Origin of the sequence: Microbacterium sp. Ru50 (genome assembly GCF_002920555.1) — a bacterium.
GTDB classification, from domain to species: Bacteria; Actinomycetota; Actinomycetes; order Actinomycetales; family Microbacteriaceae; genus Microbacterium; species Microbacterium arborescens.
This window is the reverse complement of sequence record NZ_PQSV01000001.1, coordinates 1,958,055-1,983,135: the sequence shown is the minus strand read 5'-3', so window position 1 is coordinate 1,983,135 and position 25,081 is coordinate 1,958,055. Positions and strand designations below refer to the sequence as shown.

At 70.3% G+C, this 25,081-nt stretch carries 27 protein-coding genes; 12 read left to right on the top strand and 15 right to left on the bottom strand.

What is annotated here, in order from left to right; all coding sequences use genetic code 11:
• Positions 1–31 precede the first annotated feature (31 nt).
• Entirely contained in the window at positions 32–703 is a 672-nt protein-coding gene (locus C3481_RS09310; protein WP_103841789.1) for an HAD hydrolase-like protein, read from the bottom strand.
• 95 nt (positions 704–798) lie between these two features.
• Entirely contained in the window at positions 799–1,398 is a 600-nt protein-coding gene (locus C3481_RS09305) for a TetR/AcrR family transcriptional regulator (RefSeq protein WP_181021901.1), read from the bottom strand.
• A gap of 90 nt (positions 1,399–1,488) precedes the next feature.
• Here C3481_RS09305 and C3481_RS09300 point away from each other — a divergent pair, with 90 nt between their 5' ends.
• On the top strand, positions 1,489–2,361 hold the full coding sequence (locus C3481_RS09300) for an aldo/keto reductase (RefSeq protein ID WP_103841785.1): 873 nt from the start codon (positions 1,489–1,491) through the stop codon (positions 2,359–2,361).
• Positions 2,362–2,388: 27 nt separating this feature from the next.
• On the opposite strand, the gene nucS is transcribed toward C3481_RS09300, so the two are convergent.
• Genes nucS through C3481_RS09285 form a run of 3 tightly spaced genes read right to left on the bottom strand, consistent with a single transcriptional unit; the run spans position 2,389 to position 4,464 of the window.
• Positions 2,389–3,087 (bottom strand): endonuclease NucS, encoded by a 699-nt coding sequence (gene nucS / locus C3481_RS09295; protein WP_064955272.1) that lies wholly within the window; start codon positions 3,085–3,087, stop codon positions 2,389–2,391.
• Between the two features lie 16 nt (positions 3,088–3,103).
• Positions 3,104–3,694 carry a GNAT family N-acetyltransferase gene (locus C3481_RS09290; RefSeq protein ID WP_103841783.1) on the bottom strand — a complete coding sequence of 197 codons (591 nt, stop codon included), beginning with the start codon at positions 3,692–3,694 and terminating at the stop codon, positions 3,104–3,106.
• A gap of 47 nt (positions 3,695–3,741) precedes the next feature.
• On the bottom strand, positions 3,742–4,464 hold the full coding sequence (locus C3481_RS09285; RefSeq protein WP_103841781.1) for a CPBP family intramembrane glutamic endopeptidase: 723 nt from the start codon (positions 4,462–4,464) through the stop codon (positions 3,742–3,744).
• Positions 4,465–4,528: 64 nt separating this feature from the next.
• On the opposite strand from C3481_RS09285, the gene C3481_RS09280 reads away from it, so the two are divergent.
• Complete coding sequence (locus C3481_RS09280) at positions 4,529–5,119, top strand: TetR/AcrR family transcriptional regulator (RefSeq protein WP_103842132.1); 591 nt, start codon at positions 4,529–4,531, stop codon at positions 5,117–5,119.
• Between the two features lie 265 nt (positions 5,120–5,384).
• Here C3481_RS09280 and C3481_RS09275 read toward each other — a convergent pair whose 3' ends face one another.
• Positions 5,385–6,644: an MFS transporter gene (locus tag C3481_RS09275; protein WP_258039074.1), complete on the bottom strand. Its 1,260-nt coding sequence runs from the start codon at positions 6,642–6,644 to the stop codon at positions 5,385–5,387.
• A 56-nt stretch (positions 6,645–6,700) separates the two neighbouring features.
• Between C3481_RS09275 and C3481_RS09270 the strand changes: the two genes are divergently transcribed.
• The 7 genes from C3481_RS09270 to mnhG all read left to right on the top strand — a co-directional run bounded on the left by C3481_RS09270 (position 6,701) and on the right by mnhG (position 14,006).
• Positions 6,701–7,759 (top strand): LacI family DNA-binding transcriptional regulator, encoded by a 1,059-nt coding sequence (locus tag C3481_RS09270; protein ID WP_103841777.1) that lies wholly within the window; start codon positions 6,701–6,703, stop codon positions 7,757–7,759.
• Between the two features lie 72 nt (positions 7,760–7,831).
• The gene (locus C3481_RS09265) at positions 7,832–10,744 is read left to right on the top strand and encodes a Na+/H+ antiporter subunit A (RefSeq protein ID WP_023953376.1); all 2,913 of its coding nucleotides are present in this window, start codon (positions 7,832–7,834) and stop codon (positions 10,742–10,744) included.
• Complete coding sequence (locus C3481_RS09260) at positions 10,741–11,262, top strand: Na(+)/H(+) antiporter subunit C (protein WP_023953374.1); 522 nt, start codon at positions 10,741–10,743, stop codon at positions 11,260–11,262. The genes C3481_RS09265 and C3481_RS09260 overlap by 4 nt, the downstream gene beginning before the upstream one ends.
• Complete coding sequence (locus tag C3481_RS09255) at positions 11,259–12,824, top strand: Na+/H+ antiporter subunit D (protein ID WP_023953372.1); 1,566 nt, start codon at positions 11,259–11,261, stop codon at positions 12,822–12,824. Before C3481_RS09260 ends, C3481_RS09255 begins: the two co-directional genes overlap by 4 nt.
• The gene (locus C3481_RS09250; RefSeq protein ID WP_103841775.1) at positions 12,824–13,390 is read left to right on the top strand and encodes a Na+/H+ antiporter subunit E; all 567 of its coding nucleotides are present in this window, start codon (positions 12,824–12,826) and stop codon (positions 13,388–13,390) included. The genes C3481_RS09255 and C3481_RS09250 overlap by 1 nt, the downstream gene beginning before the upstream one ends.
• Positions 13,387–13,659 carry a monovalent cation/H+ antiporter complex subunit F gene (locus tag C3481_RS09245; RefSeq protein WP_023953368.1) on the top strand — a complete coding sequence of 91 codons (273 nt, stop codon included), beginning with the start codon at positions 13,387–13,389 and terminating at the stop codon, positions 13,657–13,659. Before C3481_RS09250 ends, C3481_RS09245 begins: the two co-directional genes overlap by 4 nt.
• Entirely contained in the window at positions 13,656–14,006 is a 351-nt protein-coding gene (mnhG, locus tag C3481_RS09240; RefSeq protein WP_023953366.1) for a monovalent cation/H(+) antiporter subunit G, read from the top strand. Before C3481_RS09245 ends, mnhG begins: the two co-directional genes overlap by 4 nt.
• A gap of 14 nt (positions 14,007–14,020) precedes the next feature.
• Here mnhG and C3481_RS09235 read toward each other — a convergent pair whose 3' ends face one another.
• Together C3481_RS09235 and C3481_RS09230 are read right to left on the bottom strand one after the other, a co-directional pair.
• Positions 14,021–14,605, bottom strand: a complete 585-nt coding sequence (locus C3481_RS09235) for a TetR/AcrR family transcriptional regulator (protein ID WP_103841773.1) — start codon at positions 14,603–14,605, stop codon at positions 14,021–14,023.
• A gap of 7 nt (positions 14,606–14,612) precedes the next feature.
• Entirely contained in the window at positions 14,613–15,152 is a 540-nt protein-coding gene (locus C3481_RS09230; protein ID WP_023953362.1) for a hypothetical protein, read from the bottom strand.
• 107 nt (positions 15,153–15,259) lie between these two features.
• On the opposite strand from C3481_RS09230, the gene C3481_RS09225 reads away from it, so the two are divergent.
• Positions 15,260–16,558: a PP2C family protein-serine/threonine phosphatase gene (locus C3481_RS09225; RefSeq protein ID WP_181021900.1), complete on the top strand. Its 1,299-nt coding sequence runs from the start codon at positions 15,260–15,262 to the stop codon at positions 16,556–16,558.
• 15 nt (positions 16,559–16,573) lie between these two features.
• Here C3481_RS09225 and C3481_RS09220 read toward each other — a convergent pair whose 3' ends face one another.
• Positions 16,574–17,587 (bottom strand): glycoside hydrolase family 6 protein, encoded by a 1,014-nt coding sequence (locus tag C3481_RS09220; protein WP_103841769.1) that lies wholly within the window; start codon positions 17,585–17,587, stop codon positions 16,574–16,576.
• Positions 17,588–17,642: 55 nt separating this feature from the next.
• The gene (locus C3481_RS09215; protein WP_064955264.1) at positions 17,643–18,383 is read right to left on the bottom strand and encodes an alpha/beta fold hydrolase; all 741 of its coding nucleotides are present in this window, start codon (positions 18,381–18,383) and stop codon (positions 17,643–17,645) included.
• 73 nt (positions 18,384–18,456) lie between these two features.
• Between C3481_RS09215 and C3481_RS09210 the strand changes: the two genes are divergently transcribed.
• Entirely contained in the window at positions 18,457–19,158 is a 702-nt protein-coding gene (locus tag C3481_RS09210) for a YafY family protein (RefSeq protein WP_103841767.1), read from the top strand.
• Here the strand turns inward: C3481_RS09210 and C3481_RS09205 are convergent.
• Positions 19,144–19,812, bottom strand: coding sequence for a GntR family transcriptional regulator (locus C3481_RS09205; RefSeq protein WP_052007649.1), 669 nt, complete (start codon positions 19,810–19,812; stop codon positions 19,144–19,146). The two genes, C3481_RS09210 and C3481_RS09205, sit on opposite strands and share 15 nt — an antisense overlap.
• Before the next feature lie 110 nt (positions 19,813–19,922).
• Here C3481_RS09205 and C3481_RS09200 point away from each other — a divergent pair, with 110 nt between their 5' ends.
• Positions 19,923–21,071, top strand: a complete 1,149-nt coding sequence (locus C3481_RS09200) for a mandelate racemase/muconate lactonizing enzyme family protein (RefSeq protein WP_103841765.1) — start codon at positions 19,923–19,925, stop codon at positions 21,069–21,071.
• Between the two features lie 10 nt (positions 21,072–21,081).
• Here C3481_RS09200 and C3481_RS09195 read toward each other — a convergent pair whose 3' ends face one another.
• The 4 genes from C3481_RS09195 to C3481_RS09180 form a co-directional block, all read right to left on the bottom strand.
• Positions 21,082–21,747, bottom strand: a complete 666-nt coding sequence (locus C3481_RS09195) for an HAD family phosphatase (protein WP_181021899.1) — start codon at positions 21,745–21,747, stop codon at positions 21,082–21,084.
• 61 nt (positions 21,748–21,808) lie between these two features.
• Entirely contained in the window at positions 21,809–23,752 is a 1,944-nt protein-coding gene (locus C3481_RS09190) for a YhgE/Pip domain-containing protein (RefSeq protein ID WP_103841761.1), read from the bottom strand.
• Positions 23,749–24,414, bottom strand: coding sequence for a hypothetical protein (locus C3481_RS09185; protein ID WP_103841759.1), 666 nt, complete (start codon positions 24,412–24,414; stop codon positions 23,749–23,751). The genes C3481_RS09190 and C3481_RS09185 overlap by 4 nt, the downstream gene beginning before the upstream one ends.
• Complete coding sequence (locus C3481_RS09180) at positions 24,414–25,052, bottom strand: TetR/AcrR family transcriptional regulator (RefSeq protein WP_023953343.1); 639 nt, start codon at positions 25,050–25,052, stop codon at positions 24,414–24,416. Before C3481_RS09180 ends, C3481_RS09185 begins: the two co-directional genes overlap by 1 nt.
• Between the last annotated feature and the right edge of the window lie 29 nt (positions 25,053–25,081).

Below are 25,081 nucleotides of genomic sequence, written 5' to 3'. Positions count from 1 at the left end.
CCGGGCGTCGAATGGGGGAGTGCCCCGACGTTCAGCCGGCAGGGAGCAGCTGCGTACGCAGCTCGTCGATGTCGGCCGCCACGGCGATCGCGCCGTTCGCCTCGTCGGGGGTGCTGAAGCCCCACGACACGAAGATGACGGGCACGTCGTTCGCGGCGCCGCCCTCGACGTCGTGGTGGCGATCTCCGATGAGAATGGGTCGCGACACGTCGATGCCGTCGGCCGCCAGGCGTCGGAGAGCCTCGGCCACGATGTCGGACTTCGAGCTGAGCGTCTTCTCGTCACTCGTGGCCCCGACGATCTCGCGCAGCCGCGGAGCGAGGCCGAAGTGCTCCATGAGCGCCCGCACCTGGATCTCGGGCTTCGAGCTCGCCGTCGACTGCGGCACGCCGGCCTCATCCAGCTCGACCATGAGGTCGGCGACGCCGGGATAGAGGCGAGCACCGGTCGTGTAACCGTCGGCCTTGCCGAGCACGCGGTAGAACGACACCGCCTCGGTCGCCTTCTCGGGCGTCATCCCGAGGTTCGTCTGGAACGACTCGTGCATCGGCGGACCGATCCAGTGGATGAGCTCCTCACGCGTCGGCGCGGGGTGGCCGAAGTGCTCGAGCGTGATGGTGAGGCGGCGGAGGATGCCTTCGGACGCATCGACGACTGTGCCGTCGATGTCCCACAGCACGCAGGAGAACGGCGATCGGGTCATAGGTCCCACCCTATGTGCGCGATGACGCGGAGTACGGCGTGAGGGCGCCGTCGGCCATCTCCAGCACGCGGTCGCAGTGTCTTGCCGACAGACTGTCACCTACGAGGGACAAGTTCACATGCGCCGTGCACGCCCCCATCGAGGACCCCGATGACGCTGGCGATCACGTCGTCGGCGTCGACCCCGTGCTCCACGAGCTGCATGCCGGCGGTGATGACGCCCTGCACGAGGGCCGCGCGGGTTGCGGCATCCGGGATTCCGAGCTCCTCGAGGAGGTGACGCAACGGCGCCGTGAGTGCGTCGTGCATCGCCATGATCGCCTCGACGTTCTTCGGCGAGATGTCGGTCTGCTGGAGCCCCGTTGCGAGCGTGTGCTTGCCGTCGGCCGTCATCCGGATCGTCGCGGTGACGTAGGCGTGCAAGCGATCACGCCCCGGCCCGGCGGCATCCATCGCGGCCTTGAGTTCCGCGCCCCACTCCTCGAACGCCTGCATCGCGATCGCGGCGAGGAGGTCGTCCTTCGACGGGAAGTACTCGTAGAAGCTCGACCGGGACAGGCCCGCCCTTTCGCACACCGAACGCGGAGTGATGGCGGCGACGCCGGCCTCGGCGATGATCGCCTTCGCCGAGGCGAGGAGGGCTCCGTGTTGAGCGACGCGGTGTTCTGCGACGGTCGCAGCGGTGATCTTCGGCACCGCCCCATTATGGGTCTCGCTCATGAGGCTCGGCGGGGTGGCTATGCGGGTGGCGGGAATGTCTCGCGGCTCCCGCGCGCTGACATCCTCATGACGACATCCAGCACGTCCTCAGCCCACGCTTCCGGCACCTTCCGCATCGGCGGCGACCTCGAGGTCAACCGCCTCGGCTACGGCACGATGCAGCTCACCGGCCCCGGCGTCTGGGGTCCGCCGAAGGATCACGACGAGGCGATCCGCGTGCTCAAGCGCGCCGTCGAGCTCGGCGTGAACTTCTTCGACACCGCCGACTCGTACGGCCCCTACGTCGCCGAGGAGCTCCTCAAGGAGGCGCTGCACCCCTACGGCGACGACGTCGTGATCGCGACGAAGGCCGGCCTCACGCGCACTGGGCCCAACGAGTGGCCGCCGGTCGGGCGCCCCGAGTACCTGCGCCAGGAGGCCGAGATGAGCCTCCGCCGCCTCGGTCTCGACCGCATCGACCTCTTCCAGCTGCACCGCATCGACCCGCAGGTTCCCCTCGAGGACCAGGTCGGCGAGCTGAAGAAGCTGCAGGACGAGGGCAAGATCCGCCACATCGGACTCTCCGAGGTCACCGTCGATCAGGTGGAGGCCGCCCAGCAGATCGCCACGATCGTGTCGGTGCAGAACCTCTACAACCTGCAGAAGCGGGATGCCGAGGAGCTGCTCGACTGGTCGACGGAGCAGGGCATCGGCTTCATCCCGTGGTTCCCGCTCGCGACCGGCGGCCTGACCGGTGCCGACTCGCCGCTCAGCGAGCTCGCTGAGCGCAAGCAGGCATCCCCCGCCCAGATCGCCCTCGCGTGGCTGCTCAAGCGCTCGCCGGTCATGCTGCCGATCCCGGGCACCTCGAGCGTCGCGCACCTGGAGGACAACCTCCGCGGCGCCGAGATCGAGCTGACCGACGACGAGTTCGAGGAGCTGTCGAAGCTCGGTTCCTGACGGGTTCGTGGTCGCGGGCGCGCCGCGTCAGAACAGGCGCGGTGCGCCCGACTCGATGCCCTTCATGGCGTCGTAGTCGAGCGTGACACAGCGGATGCCGCGGTCCGTAGCGAGCACTTTCGCCTGCGGCTTGATCTCCTGTGCGGCGAACACACCCGACACGGGCGCGAGGTGCGGGTCACGGCCGAGCAGCTCGAGGTAGCGCGTGAGCTGCTCGACGCCGTCGATGTCGCCGCGGCGCTTGACCTCGACGGCGATCGTGCCGCCCGCGGGATCGCGCAGCAGCAGGTCGACCGGGCCGATCGCGGTCGGGAACTCGCGTCGGACGAGCGTCAGGTCCTCGCCGATGACCTCGACCTGCTCGGCGAGCAGCCGCTGCAGGTCGGCTTCGACGCCGTCCTTGATGAGACCGGGGTCGACGCCGAGCTCGTGCGACGAGTCGTGGATCATCTCGTAGATGCGCACGACGAGGGTGTCGCCCGACTTCGCGTGGGTCACCCGCCACTGCTCGACGACCTGCTCCTCGACATCCGGGTCGTCCTCGGGAGTCTCGACCGTGAGGGTGCACGGCGGGCTCATCCAGTTGAGCGGCTTGTACGATCCGCCGTCGGAGTGCACGAGCAAACTTCCGTCGCCTTTGTGCACCAGCAGCCGAGTAGCCAGCGGAAGGTGAGCATTGAGGCGCCCCGTGTACTGGACGGAGCAGCGGGCGATGACCAGACGCACCCGTCGAGCCTAAGCGCTATCGCTGGGCGGCGTCGGTGTCGGTGTCGGCATCGGCGTCGGTGTCGGCATCGGCGACGGAGAGCTCGTAGATGATCTCCCGGCCGTCCTCGTCATCCCACTGCTCGCCGCGCTCGACGAACCCGTAACCGTCGATGAGCGCTCGTGACGGGACGTTGTCAGGGCTGATCGTCGCGCGCACCGTGCGCACGTCGGGGTGGGTGCGGGCGACGTCCAGCAAGATCTCGAGAGCCTGCCGCGCATATCCGCGGCGTCGCAGCTCGGGGTCTACGCGGTAGCCGACCTCGACCATTCCGCCCTCATCAGGCGGGCCGTGGAAGCCGGCCACGCCGACGGCGGCGTCGCGCTGGGGATCGATGATGAGCCGGGTGATCCACGCAGCGTCACCAGGCGCGTTCCCGACCTGTGCGCTGCGGTGCCGCCAGAGCCAGTCACATTCCGGGCCTGTGAGGAACGGGTTGGCGTAGATCGGGTCGAGGTTCGCCGTGTCACCTGCCCCGAGGGCATGGAGAACCTGCTCGGGGATCATGTCGAGGTGGACGCCGGTGTCGGATGCCGGGAGATGCCAGGGCTGTGTGGAGATCGTCATCGCGGATGATCCTGGCAGAGTGCCGGCGCGGGCGCGCGCCCGCGTGTTCAGCCGATATGCGCGGCGACGGTCGGGATGAGGATGGGTGCGTTCACGGCTGCGTGGAGCACCATGCAGGCGACGAGGTTGCGGCGCCAGAGGTACAGCACGTAGATCGCCACGGTTCCGCTCGCGTGGTAGAGCAGCCACTCGGGTCCGAAGGTGAACAGATGTGGCACGACGAAGAACGGAAGCGTCGTGGCGACCGCGACCCAGCGTCGCCGGGTGAGCTGGGTGAGCCGTTCGAGCGGGTAGCCGCGGAACAGGATCTCTTCGCAGATCGCGGCGCTCAGGATCATCGCGACGACGGTCAGGATCGGGAGCGCCGCGATGGTGGCGGAGCCGGTGTCGGGTGCGTTCTGCGGACGGATGAGCTGCGCGAGCCAGCTCCAGGCCATGGCGCCACCGAAGAGGATGAGCGCCCACTCGAGGTCTTTGCCGGTCGGCCGCACGATGCGCAGAGACGACAGCCCGCGCCGCTCGACACCGAACACCCACGCGAGGACGAGCGCCGTCGCGAGCCAGTTCCAGAAGATCGAGGCCGCCGGTCCCGCGAGCCCGATCGCCGCGAGCGGGGGGCGCGGGTCGGCTCCGACGGCGCGAAGCACCTCCGGTAGCCACATCGGTGACCACGCGAGACCGATGCCCACGAGCGCGGTGACCCACGCGCGTGCCCGGGTGCGCGGGCGCTGCGATTGCGGTGCCGCGACGGGGTTCGATTCAGGTTCCACGAAAGCAGATTAGCTGCTCTAGAGTGGGCACTCTAGTAACGATCGGCGGGTTATCGTGGCTCCCGTGCCACGCCGACGCGATCCAGAACGCTTCGAAGAGCGACGTTCGGCGATCTTGGATGCCGCGGCGGCCGAGTTCGCCGCATCCGGATACGCGGCCGCCACCACTGCGTCGATCCACCGTCGCGCGGGCGTGTCGTCGGGCACGCTGTTCCACTACTTCCCGACGAAGCTCGACCTCCTGGTCGGAGTGCTCGAGGCCGGGCGCTCCGAGACGGAACGGGCGCTGGCCGAGATCACTGAGCGGGCAGCGGGTATGGATGCCGTTCTGGCCTATGCCGCCCACGTCGAGACCGAGCTCGCCGACGAGCTGTACCCCGGTCTCGTCCGGGCGATCGGCGACGTCGAACGGCTCGAGCCCGTCCGCGAAGCGCTCGCCGCCGAGACCGCGGCGATCGACGACTTCCTCACGCAGCACCTCGCGCAGGCTCTCGATGCAGACCCGACGTCGTGCGCCGGCCAGGCTCGCGCGATCCGCTGGGTTCTCGACGGAGCCGCAGCCGACGCGGTCGCAGCGCCGGTCCCGGCCGGATCTCTCGTCGACGCGGTGTACGGCCTGCTGCGCGGCATGGGGGTGCCGCTGCCGCGGTTCTGAGCTACCGCGCCGGCATCTGCCGGTTGTCCCGTCGTCAGGCTCACCTGCCGTTGAAGCCCCGCGGGCCGTCAGCGAGCACGGTTGAGCCTGTTGACCGGACGGGACCGGCTCGGCTCACACGACCCCGACGCGTCCGCCAGGCCATCTGCCCCCGCCCGCTTCACCGCTCCGCCGAGGTCCCAGTTGGGCGGGGAATGGCGGCGGGATACCCCGCCAAACTGGGACCTCGCGGCGCGGTGAAGCGGCGCGGACCTCGCGCGACGGGTCAGTGGCGCCCGGCGCCGACCTTGGCCCCGGGCAGCGGCTTCGCGGCGGACGAGGCGAGACCGGATGCCGCAACGAGCACCACCAGGATGAACAGCGTCGGCAGCAGGCCGATGTGGTCGCTGATGAACCCGAGGATCGGCGGCCCGCACAGGAACGCGACGTAGCCGATCGTCGCGGCGGCACTCACGCGCGCGGCCGCGCGGGCGGGGTCGTCGGCGGCGGCCGACATCCCGAGCGGGAAGCCGAGCGACGCCCCGATGCCCCACAGCGCCGCGCCGACGAAGACGAGCGGCAGGTTCGGGGCGAGGATGAACAGCAGGATGCCGGCTGTCGCGGCGACGGCGAGCACGCGCAGCGTCGCGACGCGGCCGAAGCGGTCGACGAGGGGTCCGCCGAAGACGCGCACCACGGTCATCGACACGCTGAAGACGGTGAGGGCCGCAGCGCCGATGGCGGCGGTTCCGCCCTCGTGCTCGACCACGCCGAGCGCGAGCCAGTCGTTCGCACCGCCTTCGGCGAAGGCCATGCCGAGCATGATGATGCCGAGCGTGTAGGTCCGCGGCTCGCGCCAGGCCGAAAGCGACACGGCGAGGCGCTGACGCCAGCCGGGCGCGGGACCGTCGGCGGGCGCCGTTTCGGGTGCCGCGGAATCGGCGGCGACGGCGTCGGTGACCGCCCGGCGGGGGACGTTCGCGATCGCGACGATCGCAAGCACCACGATGAGGGCGGCGATGGTGACGGCGTGGATCGCGACGCCGATCCGCAGGCCCGCGGCGATGGCGCCGAGCCCCGCGCCGATCACGGTTCCGAAGCTGAAGAAGGCGTGGAACAGGGGCAGGATCGTCTTACCCGACTGCGTCTCGATGGCGGCACCGTCGACGTTCATCATGACGTCGAGGCATCCGTTGCCGAATCCGAACAGCGCGAGCCCGACGATGAGCATCGCGTACGAGTGGAAGAAACCGCTGCCGAGCCCGAGGATCGCGAGGCCGATCGACAGCGTGATCAGCACCCCGAACATGCCGGTGCGGGTGCCGAGCCGGGCGATGATGACGGAGCTCGCGGAGAGCCCGAGGATCGAGGCGATCCCCATCGCGAGCAGCGCCAGTCCGATCTCGCGGTTCTCGATGCCGAGGTCTTCTTTGATCGTGGGAACGCGCGCCGCCCAGGTGGCGATGCTCAGGCCGCTCGCGGCGAAGATCGCGAAGACGGCGTTGCGCCAGCGCAGGTAGACGGAACGGGAGAGCACATCGGTCACCGGGTCAGCGTACCGAATCGATTCGACGTGGCACGACAGCCAGGTACGATCGGGGCGTGAACGCTCGTCGGCCCACCATCTCGGATGTCGCACACGCAGCCGGGGTCTCGCCGTCGACGGCATCCGTCGTCTTCAGTGGCAAGACGCCCGTGAGCGAGGCGACCCGGGCGAAGGTCCTCGCGGCCGCAGCCGAGCTCGGATACCTCGGGCCGGACCCGCGCGCGGCGTCGCTCCGACGCGGACGCAGCGGCATCATCGGCGTCGTCAGCGGAGGGCGACTCGGCAGCGTCTTCGGCGACCCCGTCATGCGCACGACGATGGATGCGCTCGCCGATGCGGTCGCTCCCATCGGTGCGGGCCTGCTGCTGCTGCGCGAAGGCAGCGTCGTCGCGGGCGAACCGACCCTCATGACGGCTCCGATCGACGCCGCCGTGCTGATCGGATGCAGCGCGCTGCTGCGCGATCACCTCGCGAGCGTGCGCGCCCGCGGCATCCCGGTCGTCGTCATCGAGGGCGACGGGGGAGAGGGGGTGCCCCGCATCGCGCTCGACAACCGCGAGGCGCAGCGTCTGGCTGCCGAGCACGTCCGCGATCTCGGGCACGCGAACGTCGTCGCGGTGACGATGCCGGTGCGGTGGGGGTCGGAGTCGGGCTGGCTGTCGCGTGACGACGAGAGCACCACCTCGGTCGACGTGGTGGCCGACCGGCTCGCCGGATTCCGCGACGTGTTCCCGGATGCCGCGGCCTACGCCGCCGTCGACAGCTCGATCGACGCCGGCGCCGCGGTCGGCCGCGCCCTGTTCGCGGGTGGCGGCCCTCGGCCGACCGCGATCGTCGCGCAGAGCGACCTGCTCGCCGTCGGCGTGCTGCGCGCGGCGGAGGAAGCCGGACTGCGGGTGCCCGACGATGTGAGCATCACCGGCTTCGACGGCATCGTCGTCGACGGCCTGGCGCCCTACGAGCTGACCACTCTGGTGCAGCCCGCGTGGCAGAAGGGGCGCGCCGCCGGCGAGGCGGTCGCTGCGCTGCTCGGCGGCGACACTCCCGACTCGCAGTGGTTCACCAGTACGTTCCGCATCGGGAACACGACGGGGCCCGTCGCCGCCGAATCTTAGATCCCGGGGCGCAGGACCGTCATCCTGTCGGTAAGATGGATGACACGACCCCCCACGCCCAGAGGAGGCCTGTTGCTGATCTTCCTCGGTGCGTTCGCGGTTCTTCCGTTGGTTCTGCCGTGGTTGATCAAGCGGATCGGCGCCCGCGCATTCTTCGTCGCAGCCCTGCTGCCCATCGCCGCGTTCGTCGATGCGGCCCGCCGCGCTCCTGAGGTTCTGAGCGGTGGCATTCCGTTCGAGTCATACGCCTGGATCCCCCAGCTCGACATCGCGCTGTCGATGCGGATGGACACCCTCGCGTGGATCATGACGCTCATCGTCACGGGCGTCGGTGCGCTCGTGATGATCTACTGCCGCTGGTACTTCGACGGCAAGAAGGTCGGCGTCGGGCAGTTCGCCGCCGTGCTGCTGGCCTTCGCCGGTGCCATGTACGGCCTCGTCCTGACCGACGACATCGTCGTGCTGGTGATGTTCTGGGAGATCACGAGCGTCCTGTCGTATCTCCTGATCGGGTTCTACAACGCCCGCGGTGCGAGCCGGCGCGCGGCTCTGCAGGCTCTGCTCGTCACGACCCTCGGCGGGCTCGTGATGCTCATCGGCGTCGTCATGCTGGTCGTGCTGTACGGCACGACGAGCCTGAGCACGATCGTCGCGTCACCGGCCCCCGACGGCGCGCTGCTGAACGTCGCCATCGCGCTGACCCTCGTCGGCGCCCTGAGCAAGTCGGCGATCTTCCCCTTCCACTTCTGGCTTCCGGGCGCGATGGCCGCACCCACGCCGGTGAGCGCGTACCTGCACGCGGCCGCGATGGTGAAGGCGGGCATCTACTTGATCGCCCGCCTCGCCCCCGCTTTCGCCCACGAGGATCCGTGGCGCCCGATGGTCATCGGACTCGGCGTCTTCACGATGCTGCTCGGCGGATTGCAGGCGCTGCGCGAATCCGACCTCAAGCGCATCCTCGCCTTCGGCACCGTCAGCCAGCTCGGCATGCTGACGGTCGTGCTGGGCTACGGAGAGCGCAACTCCGCTCTCGCGGGTCTGGCCCTGCTCGTCGGTCACGCGCTCTTCAAGTCGTCGCTCTTCCTCGTGGTCGGCGTCATCGACCGGCAGCTGTCCACTCGCGACATCCGTGAGCTCTCCGGGGTGGGCCGGCAGGCGCCGACGCTCGCGGTCTTCTCGATCATCGCGATCGGTTCGATGGTGGGCCTCGCGCCCACCGTCGGCTTCGTCGCGAAAGAGGCGGCGCTCTCGTCGTTGCTCGAGGGAGGCACCGATCCCGAAGCCCTCGCGCCTCTCATCGGAATCGTGCTCGGGTCGCTCCTGACCACCGCCTACGGCGCCCGCTTCGTGTGGGGGGCGTTCTTCACGAAGAAGGATGCCGCGGGCGAGACTCTGCCCCGTACCGAGTGGCCCGACCCGCCCATCGGTTTCCTCGCGGCCCCGGTGCTGCTGAGCGGCCTGACCATCGTCGGCGGTGTCGCGGCACCCCTGCTCGACGTCGCATTCTCGGGTTACGCCGACACGATGCCCGAGGTGGCCGGCGCCGACGGCTACGAGTACCACCTGGCTCTGTGGCACGGTCTCGAGCCGGCGCTGTTCCTCTCGATCGGCAGCATCCTCGCCGGTCTGGTGCTGTTCTGGTTCGTCGGCCGGCGCGACGGCACGCAGCGTCGCTGGCTTCCCTTCACAGCGGTCGACGCCTACAACGGCACGGTCCGTGCGATCGTGCGGACCTCGGTCTGGACGACGTCGCTGACCCAGCGCGGGTCGCTCCCGGTCTACGTCGGAACGATCTTCGTCGTCTTCGTCGCGGCCGAGGGCACTGCACTCATCGCGCACGGAGGCTGGCAGGCAGACCTGGCCGCGTGGCACTCGCCGATGCAGGTCTTCGTCGCACCGATCATGATCATCGCGGGCATCATCGCGGTGCGCGCGCGGAAGCGTTACACGGGCGTCGTGCTCGTGTCGGTGACCGGGCTCGGCATGGTCGCGCTCTTCGCCTCGGCCGGTGCGCCCGATCTCGCCCTGACGCAGATCCTCGTCGAGACCGTGACGCTCATCGCCTTCGCGCTGGTGCTGCGCCGCATCCCGTCGCGGATGGGCGACCACAATGCCTCGGTCTGGCCGATCGGGCGCGCGCTGCTCGGAATCGGCGTCGGCGCGACGATGGCGCTCGTGGCGATCGTCGCGACCAGCGCCCGCGTCGCCGAGCCGATCTCGACCGCGTTCCCCGACCTCGCCTACGAGATCGGCCACGGCAAGAACGTCGTCAACGTGACCCTCGTCGACCTGCGCGGCTGGGACACGATGGGCGAGCTGTCGGTGCTCATCCTCGCGGCGACGGGCGTGGCCTCGCTCGTCTTCGTCACCCACCGTTCCGACACGCTCTCGCGGGCGATCTCGTCGCTGCCGACCGGCGCGCTCCGCACCCGGCGCCCGCTCGTCGAGACGGCGGAGGGCCCGCGTCCGCGTGCCGGCTCGGGCTCGTCTCGGCAGGCCTGGCTCGTGGGCGGGCAGAAGCTCCGGCCCGAGACGCGCTCGATCATGCTCGAGGTGATCGTCCGCATCCTGTTCCACACGATCATCGTCGTCTCGCTCTACCTGCTGTTCGCCGGCCACAACCTGCCGGGCGGCGGCTTCGCCGGCGGACTCGTCGCGGGCATGGCGCTCGTCATGCGCTACGTCGCGGGCGGCCCGTACGAGCTCGGTGCGGCGGCTCCCGCGGATGCCGGGCGGCTGCTGGGCGTCGGGATGGCGCTCGCCGTCGGCACGGCGGTCGTCCCCCTCTTCTTCGGGGCACCAGCTCTCACCAGCACGTTCTGGGAAGCGGAACTGCCGGTCCTCGGCCATGTCGAGTTCGTCACCTCGACGATCTTCGACGTCGGCGTGTATCTCGTGGTGATCGGTCTCGTCCTCGACGTGCTCCGCTCGCTGGGCGCTGAAGTCGACCGCCAGCGCAAGGAGCGAGAGGAGCTCGCCCGATGAACGTCTCGCTGATCCTCATCATCGTCATGGGTGTCCTGTTCGCCGCCGGCGTCTACGCGATGCTCGAGCGCAGCCTGACGCGCGTGCTCATCGGGTTCCTGCTGCTCGGCAACGCGGCCAACCTGTTCCTCCTCGTCGTCATGGGGGCGCCCGGCGTCGCGCCGTTCTACGGCTCCGCCGACGACCCTTCGGAGTTCAGCGACCCGCTGCCGCAGGCCCTGACGCTCACGGCGATCGTCATCACCTTCGCGGTGTCGGCGTTCCTGCTGGCCCTGATCTACCGTTCCTGGCAGCTCGGTCAGGCCGACACGGTCGAGGACGACGAGGCCGACCTCGCCGTGCGTGATCGTGTCGCCGAAGACGACGAGGCGATGGAGCAGGAGATCACCGACGAGGACGACGACGCCACGACCGACTTCGTCGGCGATCAGACCTCGCCCATCACCGTGCTGCACTCGCGCGACTTCGACGCGCTGCGCGACGACGCGCCCACCGATCGCCCCGGAGGAGACCGATGAGCGCCCTGGTTCCCCTCCTCGTGACGCTGCCCCTGCTGGGGGCCGCGATCGCCCTCATCTTCGGTCGCCGCCGCCGCATCCAGGTCGGGGTCTCGATCGTCACGCTCACCGCGACGCTCGTGATCGCGGCGGTGCTCCTGAACGCCATCAACGCCACCGGCGTGCCGATCGCGGTCTCGGTCGGCGGCTGGCCGATCCCCTTCGGCATCGTGCTCTACGTCGACCGGCTGGCCGCGCTGCTGGTCGTCGTCTCGAGCGTCGTCCTGCTCGCGGTTCTGCTCTTCTCGGTCGGCCAGGGCGCCGCCGACGGTGACGACGAGACGCCGGTCTCGATCTTCCACCCGTCGTACCTCATCCTCTCGGCGGGCATCTTCAACGCCTTCATCGCGGGCGACCTGTTCAACCTGTACGTCGGGTTCGAGATCCTGCTCGTTGCGTCGTACGTGCTCATCACCCTCGGCTCGACCGAGTCGCGCATCCGCACGGGCGTCGTCTACATCGTCGTCTCGCTCGTGTCGTCGATTCTGTTCCTGTCGGCGATCGCGGCGATCTACGGCGCGCTCGGCACCGTCAACATGGTGCAGCTCTCGCAGCGGATGACGGAGCTGCCCCAGGAGACGCAGCTCGTCCTGCACCTGCTGCTGCTGCTCGCGTTCAGCATCAAGGCCGCCGTCTTCCCGCTGTCGTTCTGGCTGCCCGATTCGTATCCGACGGCCCCCGCTCCTGTCACCGCGGTGTTCGCGGGTCTGCTGACGAAGGTCGGCGTGTACGCGATCATCCGCACCGAGACGGAGATCTTCCAGGACAACGATGTCAATACGCTGCTGCTGATCGTGGCGCTGGCGACGATGATCGTCGGGGTGCTCGGCGCCGTGGCGCAGGCCGAGCTCAAACGCATCCTGTCGTTCACGCTGGTGAGTCATATCGGCTACATGATCTTCGGCCTCGCGATCGCGACGCCGGCGGCCGTCGGGGCCACGATCTACTACATCGTCCACCACATCGTCGTTCAGACGACCCTCTTCCTCGCGGTGGGGCTCGTGGAGCGACGCGCGGGGTCGACCTCCATCCTGAAGGTCAAGGGCCTCATGCGGGCCGCACCGCTGCTGGCCGTGCTCTACTTCATCCCGGCGATCAACCTCGGGGGGCTCCCGCCCTTCTCGGGCTTCATCGGCAAATACGCGCTCTTCGACGCGGCCGCCGACGAGGGCACCCCGCTGATGTACGTGCTGATCGTCGCGGGCATCATCACCTCGCTCCTCACCCTCTACGCCCTGATGCGCGCGTGGAACCTCTCGTTCTGGCGGGAGAAGGACGAGGTCGGCGAGGGTGAGAGCGAGACCGACTCGCGCATCGCCTACCTCGGGGATGCCGAGGGGGCCGACGTCCAGACCGAGAAGCGCGTCATCCCGCGCATCATGACGACCGCGACGGCCGGAATGGTCGCGGTGACCGTGGCGCTGACCGTCTTCGCCGGGCCCCTGTACGACCTGTGCGCCGCCATCGGAGAATCGCTCCTGCAGCCGGTCACGATCAGTCAGCTCGAGCAGGAGGTGCAGTGATGATGGGCGAGGCGAAGCGCAATGCCGCGACCGCGCTCTGGCGACAGCTGCCGTTCTTCGTCTGGCTGGTCGCGCTGTGGATGCTGCTGTGGGGTCAGTTCACCGTGCTCGCGGCGCTGACGGGGATCGTGGTGGCCCTCTTCGTGACGCGTGTATTCCGGCTGCCGCCGGTCGAGCTGTCGGGTCGGGTCAACATCTGGTGGGGCGTCGTCTTCTTCCTCGAGTTCCTCCTCTCGCTCGTCAAGGGATCGCTGCTGGTCGCCTGGCAGGTCATCGATCCGCGCCGTCAGCCGGGCGCTGCGATCATCGCTGTGCCGCTGCGTACCGACGACGACCTGATCATGACGCACGTCGCGGTGACGGCATCCCTCATCCCTGGCTCGCTGATCATCGACATCGACCGCGATCGCCGCATCCTGTACGTGCACGCCATCGGCATCCGCACGCAGGAGCAGCTCGAGCACCAGCGGCGCGAGATCCAGCACTGGGAGGAGCGCATCGTGCGTGCAGTCGGCTCGAAGGAGCAGGCGCACCAGCTCGCGGACCTGCGGAGGGAGCGCTCATGACCTGGCTCATCGTCGTCATCTCGGTCGTCTTCGCCGTCTCGGCGCTGCTCACGCTGTGGCGCATCATCGTCGGCCCGTCGATCCTCGACCGCGCCGTCGCCTCCGACGTGCTGCTGACCCTCGTCATCTGCGCGCTCGGCGCCGAGATGGCGATCAACCATCACACCCGCACCTTGCCCGTGCTGCTGATCGTCGCCGCGGTCGGCGTGTTCGGTTCGATCTCGATCGCGCGCTTCGTCGCGCGGAAGGACAACACGGACGCATCATGACCATCACCGACGTCATCGCCCTCGTGCTCGTCCTCATCGGGGCGCTGCTGTGCCTCACGGCGGCGATCGGCTTGCTGCGTTTCCGCGACGTGCCGACCCGCCTTCACGCCGCCACGAAGCCGCAGGTGCTCGGCTTCATCCTGATCTGCATCGCGGTCGGCGTCTCGCTGCACTCGTGGCCGGTCGTCGCCTTCCTCGTCCCCGTCGCGCTCATCCAGCTGGCGACGGCTCCTCTGTCGGCGCACATGGTGGGGCGGCAGGCATACCGGAACAAGACCCTCGACCGCGATTCGCTCTTCGTCGACGAGTTCGCCGACGCTCCGGCGCCGAGCGACACCCGCGACTGAGGCGCGACGACGCGCTACCCGGCGAGCGAGTCGAGGTGGCGCGCGAGCACCTCATCGGCGTTGACGACAGTGTCGATCGACGAGGTCCAGATGAGGTGCAGCGCCAGCCCGTCGAGGAGCGCGTGCAGCCGCTCCGTCTCGAGGACCGGGTCGAGGTGAGACGCGAGCTCTCCCGCGGCCGCGAGCTCCTCCACGGCGGCGGCACAGACCCGATGGACGCCGTCGTGCAGGTCGCGGGCGTGGCCTCGTAAGCCGTCATCGGTGAGTGCGAGCCGGGTCAGTTGGAGCTGAACCAGCAGCTCGGTACGCCGGGAATCGTCGAGCGGCAGCAGCTCACGCATCCAGCGCATCGCGCGTTCGCGGCCCTGGCCGGTCACGGCGAGCAGGCGGGTCGTGACGTCCTGTTGCAGTCGCTCCAAGCAGAATTGGCGCAGCTCATCCTGCGTGGAGAACGCGCGACGAAGGGATGCGGTCGCGATCCCCGCCTCGTCCGCCACCCGCCGTACCGACAGTGCCGCGACCCCGTCGCGGGCGAGCACTCGGAACGCGGCCGCAGCGATCTCGTCGTTGCGGTGGTCGTGGTCGATCAGGCGGGGCATGCCAACATCATCCCGCAGCGACGGGAGCCCGCTTGGGCCAGAGGGAGTAGCTGATCGCCCAGAGCAGGTCGATCCCGACGATCACCCCGAGAATGGGGAAGAACCCGAGCAGCTCCGAGGTGCGGTCCGCGTCGCCGACGACGACGATGAGCCCGCCCAGGATCGAGGCAGCGATCGCCGCCGCGAGCAGTGTGCGCGGGACGTCCTTCCAGCAGGCGACGGCATACGCCGCGCCGTACAGCGCGGGGCGTGGGGCCGCGCCCCGGAAATGTGTGGCGACCTTCGCGTCGGCCCAGGCGATCATCCGGTGCCCGTACGCGACGGAGATGCCGATGTAGAGCGCGGCGAGGCCGTGGTGCCAGGAGGCCGTCCCGCCGCCGATCAGGTCCGCTGCGACGAGCAGGAGCAGGAGCAGGTCGATCAGCGGCGCTGCGAGGAGCAGCATCGCACCGAGTCGGGGGCGGTTGAGGGCGTAGCGGGCGACGAGGCCGGCGACGATCGCGACCCAGAACCCCACCTCGCAGGCGATGATCGCGGCCAGAATCATGATCGAGTCCTCTCGAGTCGACGAATGCGCCGATGTTAGCACGCGTGTGCTATCAAAAGGCATGGCTCCGCGACCCGAAGCGGGCGGGAGTCGTATTGACTGGAGGCATGACGCACGCCCCGCCTGACACCCGGGTCTCCCCGGCGGAGACGACGCCCGTGGTCGTGGCGACAGGACACCGATCATGGGAGAACCTCGCGCGGCAGGCGATCGTCGCCACCGTCGTCGTCGGAGCGGCCATCGCGAGTGCGGCCGTGCCCTGGCTCCCCGTGACGGACGCGACGAGGATGTGGCAGGGAGCCGCTCTCGCGGTGGTGCTGCTGGTCCTGGGCGCTCTGATGGCGCGGTGGCCGGTGCTGCGGCGCGCGGAGCTGATCATCCCGATCGGCGACTTCGTCGCGATCGGCTTGCTGCGCTTCGGCACGGGCGACACGCAGTCCGTGTTCCTTGCGATCGTCGTGCTCCCGGTGATCTGGATCGCCGCCGGGCCCGGGCGCTGGCGCATCCTCGTCCCCCTCGTCGGCGTCTGCGTCACGCTGCTGCTGCCGCTCGTGCTGGCGCCCGGCCAGGTACTCACGGTGAGCGAGTTCGTCCGGCTGATCATCGCTGTGCTCGTCTACGCGGCAGCGGGCGCCGTCGTCAACGAGCTGTCGCGCCGCTCGCTGCAGAAGCTCACGGCGTCGCAATGGCACCGGCGCCTGGCCGAGGCCGAGGTTTCGCAGGCCGCCGTGGTGCAGCGGTCGTTGCAGCCGGTCGACGGCTCGGACCTCCCGCCGCGCTTCCGCGTCGCGGGGGTCTGCGTGCCGGCCCGGACGGTCGGCGGCGATTTCTACGACTGGTACGCCACGCCCGACGGCGGCACAGCCTTCACTCTCGGCGACGTCATGGGCAAGGGTGTCGGCCCCGGGATGATCGCCGCAGCCGTCCGCACGGTCATCCGCAGCAATGTCGACGATCCCGACCCCGCCGCGGCTCTGCGGCGCGCCGCCGTCGGCCTGAACACGGGTCCCACCGACACGATCGGCACCCAGTTCACGACGTGCTTCCACGCGCGGATCAGCCCGGATGGGATGCTGCGCTGGGCCGATGCCGGGCATGGCCTCACGATCGTCCGGAGCGCCGACGGCACGAGCTTCTTCCTGCGTTCGGGTCAGCTCCCCATCGGTGTCGGCACCGGCTGGACCAGTGACGAGGTCGCACTGCGGCCCGGTGACAGTGTCATCAGCGTCAGCGACGGCGTCCTCGACCTCTTCGGCGGATCGCTGGACTCGATCGACCGCTACCGCGACTTCGTCACCGGCCGGGACGACATCGACGCCGTCGTCAGCGAACTCGCCGCTCGTGCCGCACAGAGCGAGCAGGAGGACGACGTCACGGTGATCGCGGTCACCTGGGGCGTCGCCTGAGGTCGCCGACGGCGCTCAGAACGCGCGGTTGCGCACCAGCTCAAGGGCGGCTTTCTCGTACCAGCTGCCCGCGGCGGGCCCGCCGTTGCAGGTCCCGTCGCTCTCTCCGGGACGCTTGACCCAGAGCAGGGCGTCGAGCCCGGAGCCGTCCGTGCCGATGCTCGGCGGGGTACCGAGGCCCACCCCGGTCGGGTTGCACCACGTTCCCTGCCATCCGCGGCCGTTGCGCGAGGTGTCGATGACGTACCGCGGGGCACCGCCCAGAAGGGCGCGCAGGCGCTCGGCGTACCGCTGCTCGTCGGCCGTCGGCGAGAAGTTCGACACGTTGGTGGAGAACCCCCGGCCCTCGAGCACCCCGGCGTCGCGCAACCGCTGGGCCATCGTCTCGGGCGGCACCCAGTTCGCGTTTCCCGCGTCGACGTACGCGGCGACGCCGGCCGCGGTGAGGGCACGGACGGCGTCGCCGATCAGCGTCGCCCGCGGACCCTGGCCCTCGCAGTCGCCGAGCATCGCCAGGGCGTCGGGCTCGACGATGACGGCGGATGCCGTGCCGCGCAGCGTCTGCGCGATGAGCCGTGCCCACGCGCCGTAGCGGTCGACCGGGAGCCCGCCCTGCGAGTAGGCGGAGCAGTCGCGGGCGGGGATCGCGTACATGACGAACGTCGCGACCTTGTTCTGCGCCGCCGCCGCCGCGGTCTCCGCCTGGAGCACCCGTACGAGCTCGGCGTCGCTGTACCACTCCCCGAGCCAGGTCGCGGTGGGTCGGCTCGCGATCACCTCGAAAGCGTCGGCCTCGGCCGTCCGGCCCTGAGCTCGCGCGTCCGACACCGCTTGGGCCGCGGCCGAATACGTCGGCAGCGCGGCTCCGCGCGCGAGTGGGTTCGGGCCGGAGCTCGCGCCGGCCGACGGGCCCGCGCCCCGCCGGGTCTGCTCGTGTGCGCTCGCCGGCGCGGCGTGGGCGATCCCGACGGTCACCGCGAGAGCGAGCACCGCCGTGATGGCCGAGAAGATCCGCAGAACGCTTCGCATGATCGACCACCCTCCAAGAACGATGTCCCGAGACTATCGGGATGCCGCGCGCTCGTCAGCGGCCCCGCGCGACCTCCGCCCGGATGATGTCGGCGAGCTCGCGCGGCCTGCTCCACATCGGCCAGTGGCCCGTGGGCAGGTCGACGACGTCGACGTGCCGAAGCCGCGTGACCTCGGCGAACATGGGATGACCGCTCTCGGCCATCCGAATGACCTGCGCGCCCGAGATCGAGCAGCACACCAGCGTGGTCGGCACGGCATGGCGCGCATCGTTCGTGAGGCGCACCGGTTCGCGCACCACCGGCGCGGGCTCGGCCATGGCGCGGTCGCGGAAGCGGTCGAGGTGGTCGGCGTCGAGCCCTGCGAGGCTCGCCTGCTGCCCGAGTTCGTCGAAGGGGGGCAGGGGAAGTTCGGAGACGGTCTCGGGCAGTCCTGGCGCGAACGCGGAGCCGCTCGCCATCGGGCCGGAATCGACCCATACGATGCGCCGGACGAGTTCGGGATGCCGGTCGACGACGATGCTCACCGGCCCGTTGGCGCCGCTGTGGGCGACGACGACCGCCGGGTCGGCGGGTGACGCACCGAGCGAGTCCAGCGTCTCGAGAATCGCGTCGACCTGGTCTTCGAGTGTGCGCGTCGCGTGCGCGGGGTCGTCGCCGTCGAGGCCCGGCAGGGTGAGCGCCTTCGTTCGAGCATCGGCGGGGGAGAGGTGGGCCAGGACGTCGTCCCAGGCCCATCCGCCCAGCCAGTGGCCGGGGACGAGGAGGAGCGGGGGAGAGGTGAGCTGATCGGTCATGACACCAGCATCCGCCGGGTGTTGGACAGCAGTGTGTCATCATCTATGTCATGAATTCAACGCGGTTCCGACGATGAAGCGCGCGGAGCGCTTGCACGCCCTGTCCGAGACGCTGCGCCGCAGCGGGGCGCGCGGTGTGTCGGCCGAGCGTCTGGCGCAGGAGTTCGAGGTGTCGGCTCGGACGGTCAAGCGTGATCTCGATGCACTCGAACGCAGCGGTGCGCCGATCTGGTCGCGGCCCGGCCCGGGCGGTGGCTACGGGCTCGCCGCCGGATCCTCCCTCCCGCCGATCAGCCTGTCGCCGTCTCAGGCGGTGGCGCTCATGGCCGCGGTCGCGGCCGCGACGGACGCGCCGTACGCCGACCTCGCATCGGCTGCCGTGCGCAAGATCGTGGACGTGCTCGACCCTCGCACCCGGAAGCACGCGGCCGACCTCGCCGGACGGGTCTGGGTCGACGGCGCGCCCGGCGCCTCGCGTGCGGTCAGATCAGCCCTCGAACAGGCGATGGCCGAGCAGCGCGTCGTCCGCATCCGCTACACCGCCGACAGCGGCGCCACCACGACGCGCGACGTCGAGCCGGTGCTTTTCGCGTCGAATGGCGGCCGCTGGTACCTCATCGGATGGTGTCGCCTGCGCGACGGGATACGTTGGTTCGCGATGGATCGCGTCGAGCGGGCGCACGTGACGGCGGCGGAGTGCGAGGGGCACACCGTCGCCGAGGTCGGGCGGCCGCCGGAGCACGCGCGGCCCGTTGGCGGATCACGAACGGAGTGAGTCCGCGGGGTCGCCGAAGTGCGTGCGGATGTGCTCGCTGATGACGCGCCGGCCCTCGTCCTGGTCGCCCGCGCGCAGGGCGTCGAGCAGTGTTCGGTGCTGCGCCCCCACGGCGTGCGGGTCGCTGTAGAACGACGCATCGCGCCGGAAGTACGCGCGTACGCGGGGCTGGATCGTCCGCCAGATCTGCAGGCAGTGCTGCTGGCCGGAGAGGATCACGATGGCCTCGTGGAACCGGGCGTCCTCGTCGGCGAGCCGACCCAGGTCGCCGGCCGACGCCGCATCGTCCATGCGCTCGATGATGGCTGCCAGTCCTGCGGCATCCTCATCCGTGCACGCCTCCATCGCCTTCGCGAAGGCGAAGCGCTCGAGGGCGAGGCGGACGGGAACGAGGACGTTCTCGATCTCCTCCTGCGAGACGCCGAGCACCTCGGTGCCGCGGTACGGGTAGGAGACCACGAGCCCCTCCTGCTCCAGCTGTCGGAGCGCCTCGCGGATCGGCGCACGACTGGTCCCGAGCTGACTCGCGAGCTCGAGCTCGGTGAGCTTGTGTCCGGGTTCGAGGTCCCCGGACGTGATGGCCTCTCGCAGCACGTCGGCGACCTGCTGGCGGCGAGAAGCGGTCGGGATCGGCGGAAGCGGAGAGGAGCTCACTCCGCCACCGTAGCAATCCGGTGGTCGTTGTCGACAATGACCGGAAGAGGCCGGTACGGTTATTGTCGACAATCGACAGCACGGATCCCGTGGTGAGGAAGGCGGATCAGATGAAGATCACCGAGATCAAGACGTGCGGGCTGCGCGGCGCGACCCCGGAGGGCGGATGGACGCACGAGCACGGCCCCGACGACGTCATCCACACCCTGATCGCGGTGCACACCGACGAGGGCGTCATCGGCGTCGGCAGCTGCTACTCGAGCGAGGCGCTCGTCCGCGCCGCGCTCGAGCTCTTGACACCGCTGGTCGTCGGGGCAGACCCGCGCGAGCCCGAGCGGGTGAGTCAGACGCTGGCAGCCCATACCTTCTGGATGGGAAGAGGGGGCGCGGTCGCGCACGCCATCAGCGGGATCGACATCGCCCTGTGGGACATCCTGGGGCAGACGGCGGGACTTTCCGTGGGGATGCTGCTCGGGGGCGTCTACCGGTCGCGTGTACGACCGTATGCGTCGCTGCTGGTCGACGACCCCGCCCCGCTGCGCGACACGCTCCACGAGATCGCGGCCGACGGTTTCCACGCGTTCAAAATCGGGTGGGGCGGTTTCGGACGCCGCGACAGCCGATACGACGAGGATGTCGTCGCCACGGCGCGCGACGCGATCGGGCCGGATGCCCTGCTCGCCGTCGACGCCGGCGGGTCGGATGGATTCTGGGCGGGCCGATCGGCGTGGGCGATCCGCACCTCGGCGATGCTCGCCGACTACGACGTCGCATGGTTCGAGGAGGCGTTGGCGCCCGATGACATCGAGGGCTACACGGCTCTGCGTGCTCGAGCCGGCGTGCCCATCGCCGGCGGCGAGGTGCTGACGCGGCGCCAGGACTTCGCGAGATGCATGCGCGCCGGGGCCTTCGACATCGTGCAGCCCGACACGACGAAGAGCGGCGGGCTCAGCGAATCACGCCGTGTGGCCTGGCTGGCCGAGGAGTTCGGGGTGCAGCTCATCCCGCACGGGTGGAACACGGCGGTCGGGCTGAGCGCGGATCTGCATCTCGCGTCCGCTGTCGCCGGCACCGACCTCGTGGAGTACCGCACGGGCTCGGCCTACATCGACGGGCTGCTGGAGACGCCTCCCGAGCTCGACGCCGACGGCATGCTCGCCGTGCCCGAGGGGCCGGGCCTCGGCATCCGGCTCTCGCAGGAAGCCCTCGACCGATGGGGCACGCGGCCCGATCTGCTTCGGCCGAGCGTGAGCCGGTGAGCGCCGCGGGTCAGTGAACGACCGTGTCGAGGATGAGAGTGCGCATGCCCGCGCGCGAGGCGGCCAGCGCGCCGACGGCGCTGTCTTCGATCGCGAGACACCGGTCGGCTGGAGCCGCGACGAGCGACGCGGCTCGACGGTAGAGGTCGGGGTGAGGCTTGGGGCGGTCGCGTGGCGTCCATCCCACCAGCGTCACTCCCGCCAGCAGGGGCAGCGCGCCGGAGACGGTGTACTGCAGCCGTTCCTGCGCGCTGTTGCTGACGATCGCGACGGGAATGCTCGCGCGGACGAGCTCGCGGGCGAGGCGGTAGGTCGCCTCGATGGGCTGCAGGCTCTCGTCGAAGGCTGTGCGCAGGCGCCGCCAGTACTCGGCATAGACGACCTCGGTCGGGGGAAGCGCGGGATTCGTGGTCCGCAGCGCCTCGAGGCGCTGCTCGAAGCTGAGGCCCTCCGCGTCGGCTCCCGGGGCTGCCACCACGCCCAGGTCGCCGGCGAGAGCGCCCCAGACGCGGTGGCCGATGGGCTCGGAGTCGACGAGGGTGCCGTCGCAGTCGAACATCACCGCGTCGATGTCCTGCCGTCGGACGAGATCGATCACGGCAGTGCCGACGTCGTCGACGCGGGTCCGCTCGGGGGCCATCGGGTCACGTGCTCCGTCGGCGTCCACGTCCACCATTCCGCCACTCCTCGCTCTCGTGTCGATTGTCGACATTCTAGCGGGACTGGCCCGGAGTGAATCAGCCGATGAGGCTCGGCTGCAGGTCGCGCAGCGTGCGACCGTGCGTCATCCGGGCCACGCCGACCGCGGCGAGCACGAGAGCGCCGGCCATCCACGCGAAGAGCACCGCGAGATCGAGACTGACCCGACTGAGGTCGCCCCCGTACATCCACTGGCGCATGCCGTCGACGACGTAACCCATCGGCAGAACATGGTGCAGGGCGGCGAGCGGTGCCGGCAGGGTCTGCCAGGGGAAGGTTCCGCCCGCCGTGACGAGCTGGAGGACCATCAGCACGAGGCCGATGAACTGACCGACCGACCCCAGCCACACGTTGAGCGCGAGGATGATCGCGGCGTACGTGAACGACGCCGTGATCAGCATCCCGAGCGTGCCGACGGGGCTCGAGAAGTTGAACCCGAGCGCGATAGAGAGCACCCCGAAGAGGACGATCATGCCGATCCCGCCCAGCATCGCGGGTGTCAGCCAGCCGGCGAGGGTCACGCGCAGGGGTGAGCGCAGCGCGGTCACGGCGCGGCGCGAGACCGGCTTGACGATGAGGAACAGGGCGTAGATGCCGATCCATCCGGCCAGGGCGGCGAAGAAGGGCGCGAGGCCCGCGCCGTAATCGCCGGCCTTCGCGAGGTTGCCGGAGTCGACAGCCACCGGGTCGGCGATCGTCTGCGCCTGCTGGTCGCGCAGCTCGGGAGTCGAATCGGGCAGCTGGGCCACGCCCGAGCTCAGCCCGTCACGCAGGGTGACGAGCCCGCCGTCGAGGGTTCCGAGACCCGACGCCAGCTGCCGCGCGCCCTCGTCGAGCTGAGCGGCGCCGGTCGCGGCCTCGTCCGTCGCCGACGCGAGCTGGCCGGCACCCGACGACACGGATGCCGCACCGTCGGCGGCCTGTGCGGCGCCGCTCGCGAGCTGGGCGGCACCCGAACTGACCTGAGCGGCCCCCGCGGCGAGACGGTCGATCTGCCCCGTCGCCTCGTCGACGCGCGTCGCGCCCGACTGCAGGCGCTCGCCGATCAGATCGAGGCGCGCGAGGACCGCCGCGATCTGCCCCTCGTCGAGTCCCCCGTCGGCGAGCAGGGCGGCGATGTCCGTCCGCACCTGCGGGAGCTGCCCCGCAGCGTCATCGACGGCCGCGCGAACGCGGTCGGCGTAGCCGGCGAGCTCGGCCGTGCCGTCGGAGACCTGGGCCGCGCCCGACGCCAGATCGGACGAGCCCTGAGCCAGGGTGCGGGTGCCGTCGGCGAGCTGCGACGCACCGCCGGCGAGCTGGTTCGCGCCGTCGCGCAGCTGCACGGCGCCGCTCGAGAGCCGCCCGGTGCCGTCGGCGAGCTGGTTCGCGCCGTCGAGGGCCTGACCGGCACCGTCGACGAGCTGGTTCGCACCGTCGGTGGCGTTCTGCAGCTGCACGCGGATGTCGGCGATGCCGGTGAGCAGACGCGACGCGGCCTCGCGGCCGACGAGCTCGGCGACGGACGAGCGGATGCGTTCGACCGCCTGCGAGCCGATCGATGAAGCGAGGTAGTTGTTCGCGTCGTTGGTGGCGAGGAGCAGCGTCGCCTGCCGGGGCGTGTCGCCGGCGGCGCTCGTCAGAGCGAGCGAGAAGTCCTCGGGAAGGGTGACGGAGAAGTCGACCTCGCCGGTGCGCAGCGCCTCCTGCGCCTCTGCGGCATCCATCTGCTTCCAGCCGAAATCCTTGCCCTCGACGAGCTTGTCGGCGACCTCCGACCCGTAGTTGACCGTGCCGTCGCCCTCGCTCGCGGGCGCACCCGCGTCGAGGTCGACCAGGGCCACCGGGATGTCGGCGAACTTGCCGTACGGGTCCTGGTTGGCCCACAGGTACAGGCCGCCATAGAGGACGGGAACGAGCATGAGCGCGATGAGGGCCACCACCGACATCCGGGTGGCCGTCAGCCGTCGCAGCTCGGCGCTGATCAGGGCGGGGATCTTCATCGGGAGGCCTTCGGACGGGTGCCGCGCAACCGGATGCCGCTGGGCACCAGGCGTCGATGCGGCGCGAGGGGATCGGTTTCAGTGAGGAGCGTCGCGGCGGCCTCGCCGGCGATGACGAGCACCGCGAGGCCACGTCCGGCGAATTCGCGCGCGAGCGTCCACCAGGCATGGGGATCGCCGCCGTGGCGGTCGGGCGAGACGAGCACGATGCCCTCGACGCCCGGGCGCAGGACCGCGAGCTCGAGCAGCATCCGGATGCGATCGGTCGCGGGAACGTCGCCGATGGGAACGCGCGAATACGAGCGCAGGTCGTGCTCGTCGAGCCAGCGCCGAGCGGAGATCGGGTCGGCGAGCCGGCCCGCGAACATCAGCTCCTCGCCGACCATGCCGACCGTGGAGATGTTCGGTGGCGGATCGCTGACGTCGGGAGCGTCGATCAGTGCGGTCTTGTGCCGAAGGGTACGCGCCGCCCGGGCGCCGTCGAGCAGAACGGTGCCGCCGTCGGGCCGCATGCGTCCGCTCGCGATGAGGCCGAGGACCGTCGGGCGCTGCTCGGTCTCGGCGATCGCGAGGGTGGCGCGGCCGGTGCGGAACGACAGGCTCGTGGGCGGCAGAGCGAGATCTTTGCGGCCCTTCGCCACCTCGCGCAGTTCGACGCGCATCAGGACACCGTTCCGACCACGTCGGCGTGTGCGTCGATGATGGCGGCGGCGTCGCGCCACGAGAGCCCCGCGATCGACAGCACCGCTCGGACGACGAGCGAACGCGCCTCGGGCGACGAGGCGTCGAGGCGCACGATGACCGTTCGGGCGGTCTCTTCGATGAGGCGGGCGAGCGTCGGCGCCGCGACGTCCGTGCGGAGCGTGCCCTCGTCCTGACCGCGGCGCACGAGCGCCATCAGCGCTCGACGGAGCGGGGCGAGGGCCGCGGCGGAGTCTTCGACGTGGCGCTCGTCGAGGGCGACGGCCGCCGCGACCTGCACGTGGGACGCCTCGCCCCAGAGCCGGCCCGTCAACCGGGCGAGGGCGACGGGGACGGGCTCGGTGTCGAGTCGCAGCGCGGGGTCGGTCGCGATGGCGTTGAACCGCTGCGCGCCCGAGGCCACGAGCTCGCGCACGAGGGCGTCACGGTCGTCGAAGTGGCCGTAGAGCGCGCGGCGGCTGAGCCCGGCGGCGCGGGCGATCGCGTCGACGGAAGCGCTCGGGTCGAGCGCGAGCGTGCGCGCGGCGGCGGAGAGCAGGCCGGCGCGGTTCGCGGCGGCATCCTTCCGCGGACGACGGGGGGAGACGGTGTCGGTCACCCGTCGATGATACGAACCTGCACATGCGT